The following is an 11,190-nucleotide window of genomic DNA, read 5'->3' on the forward strand; positions in this document are numbered from 1 at the left end:
AATTTTCTCACGGCCCATCTCCTGAAGAACCACGACGAATCGGTGAACGTGCTTGGCGCGAGTCCTTTGCACCATCGCGGCGAACATGTGTGGGACGGCCAAGGCAGGGCCGGACAAAGACCTTAGGTTCCGACAAAAGCCGTTGACGGGTCAGAGCGAAATTGCCAGTGGCACCTCAATCCGCAGCCTCGGTTCGCCGAACCTGCGGCATTCGACGTCGTCACACGCAAGCGCAGCAGCCGACGTCGATGAAGCGTTGCGGGTGTAGCTCAATGGTAGAGCAGGAGCTTCCCAAGCTACCCGAAATCGCGGTTTTCCGCCATCGCCGCTGTAAACTGCGGAAAATTCGATCGTTTTAGATCAAAGGCTTACAGGCTCCCTGTAAACTGAATTGACTTCCCCCTGCCTTCGCCTTCGTCGTTAGCGAGCGTCAGTTAAGCGCCCTAATATCGGCCGTTCGACACGCCTTCGTCGAGACCCAAAAGCTGTCGTTCGTTTAGAATGCAGCGGTTGACAGCTAAGCGCCCTTATCGCGGTCATTTCATTGACCATTCCTCGGCTCCTAAATCTGCCCTTCGTTTCTGGCTTGATCCGATGACTGCAATGCGTGTGGCACGTTCCGATGAATTCACGTGAAGGCTTCTCAGCTACGTGCGCCAGCTATCGCGACTTTATCTGCAAAGTCGAAAGCCATTGCGAAAAGCGAGAGAGCAGACCCAACCTTGGGTTGCTCCATGTGCCCAGGCGCGGCGCACAACTACGCACATCCAGTGGGCCTGGAGGGCCGAGTTCGCTGCAATAAGGATAGATCATTTTCTTTCCTCCGGACAACTGACGTTACTGCTGGACCTACATCAATATCGCATTGATCAAGCAGATTCCGATGCCGAATACGGCAATAGTCGCTGGAACGATCAACACCTGACCATATACCTCGCCGCGAGCCAAGCAGCCGGAAGCGGTCTGCAAAATGGCGCCTCGATGTTTCAGCGGACTTCCCGGTTGCGGCGGGGCGTGCCGCAACATCACGCGAGCGGTTCCGAAGAACATGGCGACGTAGATCGTCGATATGGCGATCGCGAACGCTGCATGTGCCCCGCCGGTCGCGCCAAGCAAGGCAATAAGAAAGGCGGCATAGCAGGCAATCATCGCTCTCCAGACGCTTGCCGGCAGCTCGAACATTCGTGTTTCAGGCTGCTGCGGCGGCGTAAGCGTACTGTTGTCGTTGGCCTCGAGCCCGGCGATGGGCACCATAACGTCGGACAGCCCATCGCGGTATTCTCGTAGCGGCGCGGCCTGGGTGCGAAGAACGGCATCAGACATAGGGTAGGTCCTTTCCTGCGCGCCCCTCGGCCAGTCCGTTTCGGCGCATTTCAATGGCAGTCAGCAAACTGTCGGCGATCATTCTCGCGCGCGCGCCGACGAGATCGGTCGCGGCGGGGTACCCCTCGGCTTCCCGCAGCGTTTCGTAGAAGAGGTCCAGCCAGCGCGAGAAATGCCTGAGCTTGAGGCCGGGAATGGCGAGATGTTTGAGCATCGGATTGCCCGAAAACTCGCCGCTGTTGTGGAGCACCGAACGCCAGAACGTCTTCATTCTGGCAAGATGCGGCGGCCAGTCGGCGATGCGTTCGGCAAAGATCGGGCCGAGAAGGTCATCCTCGCGTATCTTGGCGTAGAATGCTTCGACCAGGTGATCGATGAACGCCGCGTCGATCCCGATTTCCTCTGCCGCTGCGCGCTTCTCAGCTCGCTTTTGCTGCGCGAAGGAGCGGGTGTCGGGATCGGCCGCATGCGAACGGATAGGGGCGCTGGTCATGAGCCCCTCCCATCGGGTGTGGAAGCCGGAGGCTTTGCGCTTGCGAAGCGCAGAAACTGGACGTGAAACTGCACCGTTCCGACCGACTCAACACGGTGAAGGATTGTCGGTTCGATTATGCCGAATTCATCTTCGGGCGTGAGCAGCGATTCGGCCGGCGCGCGGCGTGGATCGGTCACGACAAAACGTAAGGCGCCTTCCTCCACTTGGATGAGACCCCAGACGCCGTCCTTGGTGGAATGCTCGGTCAGCAGACCTGCCGGCACGGTGTCTTCGGTGAACGTTGCGGTGCGCTTGTATGGCTCGAGGCCGTCGGGAAGGTTGGTGGTCACCTCAGGCTGCCTTTCGCGTTTTTAAGATGGCGCGGATCGCACTGCTCAGCTCGTCGCCCAGAAGCGGCTTCTCGATCAGCTCGGCATTTGCGGCGGCGACACGGGCTCGTAGCTGGGCAGTAGGATTGGTCGCGAGGACTATCGCCGGCGCGCAGCAGCCCTTTTTTTTCAACCCAGCGAGCGCGGCAAGAGCGTCGCCACCGTAGCGTTCGTCGATGACCAGAGCGGCCGCCATGGAAGGACTGTCGCCCATTCCAATCCACTCGGCGATCTCGAACCCTTCGATTGATAGGGAGAAACGGAGCGCGGAAAGAACGGAGACATCTTCGACCAGCAACAGGATCTTGGCTTGATCGATCATGTTCCGTCCTCCTCGCCGGGCAGCCTGGATCAGGCGACCTTCTTCCAGTTGGGTTCAAGAGCCACGTGCGGAGGGCACTCGGCAACCTCGCCTACCGGCAGACCCGCAAGCTCATTGGCGAAGCCGTGGTTGACGTCGCGGTGGTGTGCCTCGTCGGCGCGCACCACCAACACCACGTCGCGCAGCTTGGCATCCTCGGGAAGCCCCCAGTAGCGTTTGGCGATCTCCGGTGCGGGCACGTTCGGGCTGCGACCTTCGTCGATCTCGGCGAGGTAATGCGTGTAGCTGAGGACGGCCTCTTCCTCGAAGTAGCCCACGACACGGTGTGCGGTCTTCGAGCTCACCAGGTAGAGCGCGAAGAAGAAGAGGTAGAAAACCCATTGCACCCCGATGATCACCGCTCGCTCGAACCATGTGGGCTGCGAGACCTCGATGAACGTCATGAGGTGCATGCGCTCGTTTTCGGCTTCGTCCATGAGCGTCTTGATCCAGCCCCTGTCGTCGCACATGCGGCGCAGGCAAGCGAGATGGTTGATCGTTGCCCCGACCATGCCCGGCACGGCGGCAACCGTCTCCAACACGACGGCGCGGTGGCCGTAACGCTCGGCGAAGAAAGTGTCAGCACACCAACGCAGCGCCTTGGTGAAGGCGAACGCGATCCGGTCCGACATTCCGCGGGGGTTGTGGTGAACACCGAGATCGATGAAGGGTGAAGTCATTGAAGTTTCTCCGCTTGCGGCAGATGTTGTTGGGGCGCCGCTGATGACCTCCTTCTATGCCGATGCACGGAACCACGAAATTTGGATGATTACCCTAAGCCAAGCACCCTAAGGGCCTTACCGGAGGTGGGGCGCACCAGTTTTGTCAGTCGCTTCTTGCCGCGCCTGTCGTTTTCCACCGCGCTGTTGCTGGCGCTGTTAGCTATAGCGGCTGGTGTCGCGGTCCGCCTGCTCGCCGCCGGCGAACTCGGTCAGCGCGCCACCTTCATTTTCTTCGTTCCCGGCGTGGTTGTCGCCAGCGCGCTTTCCGGGTTTCGCGCAGGTAGTCTTGCGGCCGTGGTCGGCGCTGCCGCCGGTCTCTGGTGCGACGCGCTGAGTGGACCGATCGAGAGCGGAAGCCTGATTGCCGCCGCGGCTTTCGTGCTCATCGGCCTCGCCGTGGCCATCGGCGGCGAATGGTTCCAGCGCGCGCGGATCGAAACCGAAACCGCGGCCGTCGCTCTCGCGAGGCGTGAAGCCCACCTGCAATCGATTCTCGACACCGTGCCAGATGCGATGATCGTCATAGACGAAGCCGGCTTGATCCGTGATTTCAGTCCCGCAGCCGAACGGATGTTCGGATGGAATGCGGCAGAGGTGTCCGGACAGAACGTCAATGTGCTGATGCCCGATCCTTATCGCAGCGCACATGACGGCTATCTGGAGCGCTACTACCGCACCGGCGAGAGGAGGATCATCGGCAAGGGCCGCGTTGTCGTCGGCGAGCGCAAGGACGGTTCGACCTTCCCGCTCGAGCTTGCCGTAGGCGAGATGCAGGCGGAAGAGCAGCGCTTTTTCACCGGGTTCATCCGCGACCTGACCGAGCGCCAGCAGGCCGAGGCAAGATTGCAGGAACTGCAAAGCGAGCTAGTGCACGTCTCGCGGCTTACCGCCTTGGGCGAAATGGCGTCTGCGCTGGCGCACGAGATCAATCAGCCGCTCTCGGCAATCGCCAACTACCTCAAGGGCAGCCGGATGCTGCTCAGGCGAGAAGAGGTGCAGCACGAGCGCGTGGCGGAAGCCGTCGACCGGGCTGCTGCGGAAGCGCTCAGGGCTGGCGACATCATTCGTCGGCTGCGGGACTTCGTAGCCCGCGGCGAAACCGAACGCACAATCGAGAGTCTGCCTAAACTCGTCGAGGAAGCCAGCGCCCTCGCGCTCGTCGGTGCCAAGGAGCATGGCATCCGAGTGCAATATAACTTCAGTCCCGCAATCGATCTGGTGCTGGTCGACAAGGTGCAGATCCAACAGGTCGTGCTAAACCTTGTGCGAAACGCGGTTGATGCGATGGCCGAATCAGATTGTTCGCAGCGCGATCTGACGATCGTGATCGAACAGGCAGTCGACGATCTGGCGCAGGTATCGGTGACCGACACCGGTCCCGGGATCGATCCCGAAGTCGCGGACCGGCTATTTCAGCCCTTCATCTCCACCAAGCGCACCGGTATGGGCGTCGGGCTGTCGATCTCGCGCACGATCGTCGAGGCGCATGGAGGGCGTATCTGGGCCCTGCCAATTCCCGGCGGCGGGGCGGAGTTCGGCTTTACGGTGCAGCGTGTCGCGAGTGAGGAACTATACGATGGCGAGTAGTGGTGCCAATGATCCGATCGTCTACATCATCGATGACGACGAGAGCGCGCGGCACTCGCTAGAGTTTCTTCTCGACGTTGCCGAAATCCGTGTCCGCTCGTTCGTGTCGGCCGATGCTTTTCTGAAATCTTCGCCTCCACTTTCCGGTGCCTGCGTGGTGACCGACGTGCGTATGCCCGGCACGAACGGTGTCGAACTGGCCGACAAACTGAAGGAGCGCGACGATAGGGTGCCGGTGATCATCATCACCGGTCACGCCGACGTGCCGTTAGCGATCCAGGCAATGAAGGCGGGCGCTGCGGATTTTATCGAGAAGCCATTCGACGACGAGGCGATACTTGCGGCCATCCGCAAGGCGCTGACCGACAGCACTGGCGACGAGCAGATACAGAACGAACGCCGCGAAGTGCTCGACCGTCTCGGTCTGCTCTCCGCAAGGGAGCGCGAGGTGGTCGATGGCCTTGTGGACGGGAAAGCTAACAAGGTGATCGCCTTCGATCTCGACATCAGCCCGCGGACAGTCGAAGTCTACCGCGCCAATGCGATGATGAAGATGCAAGCAAAGACCCTCTCCGATCTCGTGCGCATGCTGACGATTGCCCGACTGGGCTAGTTGGCTCGTCTTTTTTCACTGCATTCCAGACACAAGCGGACAGCCAGTAACCGGCCCACGAACCGTCGAGCCTCTCGGTGCAAACGTGGTGCTGTATCGAACGACCGGAACGGGGTAGAAAGCGACTCAAGTCGCGCGCATTTGCGGCGCTGCCTCACGAATAACGCGGAAAGCCGAGCGCAGAAAGATCACTGCCATGAGACTGCCGATGATGATGTCGGGCCAGGGCGAGACCAGCCACCAGACGAGCCCAGCCGCGAGTAGCACCCCGCAATTGTTGATCACGTCGTTGCGAGAGCATTCGAAGGTGCTCGCCATATTCACGTCCTGATGACGAAAACGTGTCAGCAGACGAAGGCAAACGAGGTTGGCGACGAGCGCGAGCCCACCGAATATCAGCATTAGGGTGGAAGACGGAGCGACCCCGCTGCTGATTTTGGTCAGCACGTTGAATGCGATTCCAACTCCGAGCCCCAAAATGACGACCCCTTTGAGCATCGCTGCTCCGGCTTTCCACCGGTCAGACCGGGCAAGGGCGTAGAGGCTGACTGCATAAACGACCGCGTCGCCGAGCATATCGGAGGCATCGGCCATGAGCGCCGTAGAACCGGCGATTACGCCCGCACCGAACTCGACGACGAACATGAACACGTTAATGGCCAGCACGGCCACGAGCACTCGACGCTGGTCGGCCTGGCGGGCCAGCTTCTCCAGCTCGGTCGACTTGGCGGAACAACAATCTGCAGACATGGGGTCAATTAGGGGATCGCAACGCGTGTCTGCAACTGGTCGCTAGGGGAACGTCGGCTTCTCGCCGCCTACTCTCCAGAAGCGGACTGGCGGCAACCGGCCCAGTTACAGACCTAGACGGCGACATCGCAGCCACGACTGCTTTGAGTTTCCTGACTTGGCGGGGCGACCGGCCGCAATGGGGTGGGGAGCGGACGTTCGCTCCCTCTGTCTATTTGAGGCGTGCGCGTACTTCAGTAAGCGTGGCGGGCCACTCATCCGTCACACCCACCCTCACGATCTGCTCGCCTTGCACTAGCGCGTAGCTCAGGCCGGTGCCAGTACTGCCAATGACAGCGCATCCTCCACGGGCCTCGGATCGTCGCGCGTAAACCTCATCCGATAAGAAGAGAAGGTAGGTTTCGTTCGGGTAAATAAGTGTGCCGCTGCCTCCGACAGCGCCTTCGACCCAGCCGCGAACATCACGTAGGAATCTGACATTGGGGATGTCCTCTTAACCGCCCTTAAGCGGCTCGATCAGTTTCCACTCGCTGTCCAATTCGAAACGGTCCGCGCGCGCACGAGGCGTGGCTGAGATAAGTCTTGCTACTACGATCCGATCTGCGAATTTGGCAGACCTCGCAAACCCTGTTTGGAAGTCTCGAAAGTTTCGCGCTGCAAAACATTGGTCGTCGAGCACCGGCGTAGAGCATGCCGAGATCGCAAGCAGCATCAACAACGCAAGCCTGCTCATTCAAGGTTGCCTTACCAGCTCGAGAGTATAGTCGCCGCTGGTGAGCACGAGACTGCCGTCGGCGGCCAGTTCCGCGCTTGGATCGCCGTGGAGGATATCGAGCAGGCGCACACCCGTAAGCGGATCGAGACCAGCATCTGCGATGGTCGCGAGCGGGCAGTGTTCACGCTGGTCCGCTGTTATCTTCGATCCGCTCACGAGCCGTCTGTCATCCGCGTACACGTAATCGATCGCGAGGTTGGGACATGCTGTGAACCATGCGCGATTAGGTTCGATACGCAGGACGATCGACTCGTCGGTCAGGCTCGACCCTGAACTGCCGCCTCCTGCATGCGTGCGGGTTAGAAAGCGGAATGTCCAGCGACCTTCGAGCTGGCTTTGCGTCGGCGCAAAATCGAGCCGACGGATGGCGGGGTCCTGCAACACAAGCTCAGTCGTACCCGCGCGAAGCAGCAGACGGCCTTTGTCGAGCGCTGTGATCGTGGGCGATTGTAGGAAGAAGTCGAAGAAGCGCTCGTCCTGAGCATGACGGTCCGGCGAACATCCCATTTCGGTGGTCGGGAGCGGGAGGCCGTCAATAGGCGCTAGACGACCCTCTTCCAAGACGACATTGGCGCTCGAGTAGTTGCAGCGAAGGCGCATCGCGACGCTGCGGTCGAAAATGTCGACATAAGCGCCCCCGCGCGTGTCGAGTGTGTCTTTCTCGAACCGCAGGACATCCCATCGACCGAGATAAGGATTGCTGCTCTGCGCGGTTCGTGGCGCCTCGGAGGCGATCGGTGGGGGCGGCAGCGGTTCGGTTTTCTCTATCGGGTTGTTACAGGCCGCCAGCCCGAAAATCGCTACGATGAGGATACGCATCACAAGCTCTCCGGTCGAAAGACCTGAAACAGGCAATTGGTCTGCGAAGTTCCCGAAACGAAAGTCTTCGGCGATGGTGGCAATCTATTGGCTTCAACTGCGACAAAAGTCGATAGCTCTAAGCGCAAGATTTGAGTCTGACTGTCCGGCCATCATCATCGTGTTGAAAGTTCGCAATTAGGGTCGGAAACCGAACGGCAGCTTTCCGCGCCTGACGGCCGGAACCGGACGGTCCGTAGACGGCCCAAGAGCGGTCGCGAGCTATTGTTAAACGCGAGTCCGGGCTTCACTTAGTGGTTTGGATGCGGCCATTTCCGTCCATCCCGGGCATAATGAATTCAAACTTACAAACCGTTCCAGCTAAGCCAAATTGGGTGTCAAAAGTCGCTATAGAAATCACTTAGCGACCGCCAGAGGTAGTCGATACGAGAGGCTGTCAAACCTCGTGCCATTAGTGCGATATGGCAGTAGCGACAGGCTATTGCTAGCAATCTGTGAAACAATCCCGCCCGGCGGCGATCTACTCGTAAGTGGCGTACGATTAGAAAAAGGGTTTTCGGCAAACGGAAACACAGGTCATTAGTGCAAAATTCCGTTAAAAAACCTCGGCGTTCACGAACTTCCACATATATCCGAAGCCCTCGGAATCCGCGACGATGTCGGGGCGACCGTCGCCGTCGATATCGATGGCGAAATGCTTCAGGTAATCCGGTGGCCCCCAGCCCTCATAGACGAATTCGCCGTCATCCACTTTGGTGAAATTGCCTTCGCCGTCGTTGAGGAAGAGCGGGGAATCGTAGGCGCCCGCGAACAGGATATCGGTCGAGCCGTCATCGTCAAAATCTTCGAGATAGATAGTCTTGATCCAGGTTTGCGTCTCCGATGGGTCCTGCGGAAGCTTTAGCGCGGTCTCGTCGCTGAATTCTCCCGAACCATCTCCCATCAAGATTTGTACATACCCGTGCCGATACCCCGCCCCTGCGATCGCCAAGACAAGATCGATATGTCCATCGCCGTCGAGATCGGCGGCTTCGATTGCCACGACGGTTTCAGCTTCGGCTCCGAACACTCCGTTCGGAAGCAATATTTCGGGTGTAGCAGAGAAATCGCCGGAGCCATTGTTCAAAAATAGTCTGCTGCGATCTTCTGGGTGGTCCCCGCCCGATCCAAGGACGAGATCGAGATCGCCATCATGATCCACATCTACAAGGAGCGTCGCTGTATATTTCTGTTCTTGGCGCGCGATGACTTCCGACGGTAGCCAATCGTCGACGCGATCAAAGATTCCGTTACCGTCATTAAGTAGGATATACGGGGCCGTCTCAAGGCCAGTTGGCGGGCTTCCACCATAAATATTCATGACGATGAGGTCGATGTCCCCATCACCGTCGAGGTCTCCTCCGGCCGCAGCGTGCGAGTAATCGGCGACCTGGGGAACATTCAATGTCGCATCAGTGAAGCCCGCACCATCCGAAAGTAGCAGTAAGTTTTGCGCCCCTGGGAAGGGCCAGACGTCAAATCCGTGATCCGCGATGAAGATATCATCGCGTCCATCCCCGTTGAAATCGGCGACTACGATAGCTCTGGGGTGAACTGCACTCGGCGCGGAGTCTCCGAAAAGATCGTTGGTAGCGTTAGTAAAGGTGCCATCGCCTTGGTTTACCAAGATCTTCAGGGAAACTGGTTCATCCTGAAACGGCCAGAAGAGCGACGCGAGCAGGATGTCATCGAGCCCATCGCCGTTGAAATCGGCCACGGCATACTCTTGCGACAGCGCCATGTCGGGAAGATTGATGTCGTAGGTTTCCTGGGTTGAAGTAAAGCTTACCGATGATGTGGGCGCTGGTTCGATCTGCTGCGGGTCGCGTACGACCTGTTGGTCGCCCAGCAAAATGGCGCGCGCCTCGGTGTCGAAGCGTAGATCGAGCACGACATCGTCGAAGCGAATGTCGATTCCCCGACCGGTCGGAATATGCACGGTGGTGGTTCCGTTGGTGATCGTGACGACAGCTCCGATTGCGCTCACCGTATAGTCGGCAGCATTGCCACGAACGACGAGGCCGTCTCCACCCAAGTTGAATGAGGCATCCAGCGTGATGGTACCGCTAATGACGGTCACGATTTCGCCGGGCGAACTCGTCCCGAAAACCGTGACCACTCCTTGGACGCCGATGTCCTCGCCGCGCTCGGTTAGAATTAGTCTCGCCATTGCCCCCCCCGATTTATAGCACCATTAACCTCAATTAATTTCGCCGTGTCAAGGCGTGGTGAGCTACCAACCAATTCATACTTTGGTGGGAGACACAGATTCAGTGGCAGGAACCGTTTTAATTCGCGGTGAGTGCGTGATGCATTCGGATGCGGGCCTTGAATTCGCTACACTGAGCCTTGATGGAAGATACGCGCAACTACGGCTGACGGCGATTTGTCGTGTTGGCGAGTCAGGCGACTAAGCCACGCTCTAAAGGTCTGGATTCTAGATATCTTGACTGGAAGCAGACGGTCAGCTTTCGGCCCAAACACAGACGATCCCGGACATAAAACAGCCCTAAATGATATGCTCTGAGCGCGTTATTTCTTGGTCGCTGGCTCCATCATTCGGCGATGGATCTTCGCCATGAGTTCGTCGGGGATGATTCTTGCGGTTACGAACTGCAGTTTGTTGAAAAAGCCACTGACTTCCTGCGTCTCCCCGTCCAGCAATGCCTGATAGCCATCGCGGGCGACCTTCCTGGGATCTGCCTTGGGTGCGTCGCCCATCCCGCCACCATCTAGGTCGGCGCGTTCGAAGAAATGCGTATCGGCGGCCCCCGGCAGCAGGCTGGAAACCGTTACCTCGCTGCCTTTCAATTCTTCCGCTAGGCCGACGACGAAATCGTTGATGAACGATTTGGTGCTGTTGTAGGTGAGGTTGAACGGGCCCGGTATTTCGCCCACGATCGAGCCCGTGACCAGAATACGGCCGTGGTTCGCCTCGAGCATCCGCCGCCCGATCCGGTGGATCAGCGAAATGGTCCCGGTCACGTTGGTATCGAGGACTTTCTTGAGCGATGGCCAATCGGTTTCCAGAGACTTGCCGCCCTGGCCCTGTCCAGCGTTCGCGATCAGCGCATTAACGCGGCGCGATCCGATCGCCTCGACCAGGTCGTCTAGCCCCTGTTCGGTCGCGAGGTCGGTGCGCATTGTCTCAACCTCGCTGGCGCCCCCTTCTTTCGCCGCTGCGACGCCGTCATCGAGCTGTCGGTCGGCGACGAGCAGGAGCGCCAAACCGTCCTCTCGCCTGCACGGCGCGCGAGTTCAAGCCCGATACCGCTAGACGCACCGGTGATGACCGCGAAGCCGTCGAGCCTGTCGATCTTGTTCTTGCTCACGACGC

General features: G+C 59.1%; 11 protein-coding genes. 2 read left to right on the forward strand and 9 right to left on the reverse strand.

Annotation, left to right across the window (positions count from 1 at the left end; genetic code table 11):
* Positions 1-849 precede the first annotated feature (849 nt).
* From WJS89_RS12370 to WJS89_RS12390, 5 genes are read right to left on the reverse strand one after another with little or no spacing between them, the layout of a single operon-like run.
* On the reverse strand, positions 850-1,323 hold the full coding sequence (locus tag WJS89_RS12370) for a hypothetical protein (RefSeq protein ID WP_346341287.1): 474 nt from the start codon (positions 1,321-1,323) through the stop codon (positions 850-852).
* Complete coding sequence (locus WJS89_RS12375) at positions 1,316-1,816, reverse strand: group III truncated hemoglobin (RefSeq protein WP_346341288.1); 501 nt, start codon at positions 1,814-1,816, stop codon at positions 1,316-1,318. The genes WJS89_RS12370 and WJS89_RS12375 overlap by 8 nt, the downstream gene beginning before the upstream one ends.
* Positions 1,813-2,148: a TehB family protein gene (locus WJS89_RS12380; RefSeq protein WP_346341289.1), complete on the reverse strand. Its 336-nt coding sequence runs from the start codon at positions 2,146-2,148 to the stop codon at positions 1,813-1,815. Before WJS89_RS12380 ends, WJS89_RS12375 begins: the two co-directional genes overlap by 4 nt.
* Position 2,149: 1 nt before the next feature.
* A complete protein-coding gene (locus WJS89_RS12385) occupies positions 2,150-2,509 on the reverse strand; it encodes a DNA-binding transcriptional response regulator (protein ID WP_346341290.1) in 360 nt (119 codons plus the stop codon).
* A gap of 29 nt (positions 2,510-2,538) precedes the next feature.
* Entirely contained in the window at positions 2,539-3,228 is a 690-nt protein-coding gene (locus tag WJS89_RS12390; RefSeq protein WP_265562446.1) for an alternative oxidase, read from the reverse strand.
* Between the two features lie 156 nt (positions 3,229-3,384).
* Between WJS89_RS12390 and WJS89_RS12395 the strand changes: the two genes are divergently transcribed.
* Both WJS89_RS12395 and fixJ read left to right on the forward strand, forming a co-directional pair.
* On the forward strand, positions 3,385-4,857 hold the full coding sequence (locus WJS89_RS12395; protein ID WP_346341291.1) for a two-component system sensor histidine kinase NtrB: 1,473 nt from the start codon (positions 3,385-3,387) through the stop codon (positions 4,855-4,857).
* Positions 4,847-5,470, forward strand: a complete 624-nt coding sequence (gene fixJ / locus WJS89_RS12400; protein ID WP_346341292.1) for a response regulator FixJ — start codon at positions 4,847-4,849, stop codon at positions 5,468-5,470. The genes WJS89_RS12395 and fixJ overlap by 11 nt, the downstream gene beginning before the upstream one ends.
* A gap of 126 nt (positions 5,471-5,596) precedes the next feature.
* Here fixJ and WJS89_RS12405 read toward each other — a convergent pair whose 3' ends face one another.
* The 4 genes from WJS89_RS12405 to WJS89_RS12420 all read right to left on the reverse strand — a co-directional run bounded on the left by WJS89_RS12405 (position 5,597) and on the right by WJS89_RS12420 (position 11,081).
* Positions 5,597-6,220, reverse strand: a complete 624-nt coding sequence (locus WJS89_RS12405; RefSeq protein WP_346341293.1) for a cation diffusion facilitator family transporter — start codon at positions 6,218-6,220, stop codon at positions 5,597-5,599.
* Between the two features lie 733 nt (positions 6,221-6,953).
* Positions 6,954-7,814 carry an META domain-containing protein gene (locus tag WJS89_RS12410; RefSeq protein WP_346341294.1) on the reverse strand — a complete coding sequence of 287 codons (861 nt, stop codon included), beginning with the start codon at positions 7,812-7,814 and terminating at the stop codon, positions 6,954-6,956.
* 595 nt (positions 7,815-8,409) lie between these two features.
* Positions 8,410-10,023, reverse strand: a complete 1,614-nt coding sequence (locus WJS89_RS12415) for an FG-GAP repeat domain-containing protein (RefSeq protein ID WP_346341295.1) — start codon at positions 10,021-10,023, stop codon at positions 8,410-8,412.
* 362 nt (positions 10,024-10,385) lie between these two features.
* On the reverse strand, positions 10,386-11,081 hold the full coding sequence (locus tag WJS89_RS12420; RefSeq protein WP_346341296.1) for an SDR family NAD(P)-dependent oxidoreductase: 696 nt from the start codon (positions 11,079-11,081) through the stop codon (positions 10,386-10,388).
* Positions 11,082-11,190 lie beyond the last annotated feature (109 nt).

Origin of the sequence: Sphingomicrobium aquimarinum (assembly GCF_039655735.1) — a bacterium.
In the GTDB taxonomy this organism is placed as follows: Bacteria; Pseudomonadota; Alphaproteobacteria; order Sphingomonadales; family Sphingomonadaceae; genus Sphingomicrobium; species Sphingomicrobium aquimarinum.

Bases quoted from the DNA above. Each gene is read 5' to 3' on its own strand.
- WJS89_RS12370 (WP_346341287.1), bottom strand. From the start codon at position 1,323: ATGTCTGATGCCGTTCTTCGCACCCAGGCCGCGCCGCTACGAGAATAC.
- WJS89_RS12375 (WP_346341288.1), bottom strand. From the start codon at position 1,816: ATGACCAGCGCCCCTATCCGTTCGCATGCGGCCGATCCCGACACCCGC.
- WJS89_RS12385 (WP_346341290.1), bottom strand. From the start codon at position 2,509: ATGATCGATCAAGCCAAGATCCTGTTGCTGGTCGAAGATGTCTCCGTT.
- WJS89_RS12390 (WP_265562446.1), bottom strand. From the start codon at position 3,228: ATGACTTCACCCTTCATCGATCTCGGTGTTCACCACAACCCCCGCGGA.
- fixJ (WP_346341292.1), top strand. From the start codon at position 4,847: ATGGCGAGTAGTGGTGCCAATGATCCGATCGTCTACATCATCGATGAC.
- WJS89_RS12405 (WP_346341293.1), bottom strand. From the start codon at position 6,220: ATGTCTGCAGATTGTTGTTCCGCCAAGTCGACCGAGCTGGAGAAGCTG.
- WJS89_RS12410 (WP_346341294.1), bottom strand. From the start codon at position 7,814: ATGCGTATCCTCATCGTAGCGATTTTCGGGCTGGCGGCCTGTAACAAC.
- WJS89_RS12415 (WP_346341295.1), bottom strand. From the start codon at position 10,023: ATGGCGAGACTAATTCTAACCGAGCGCGGCGAGGACATCGGCGTCCAA.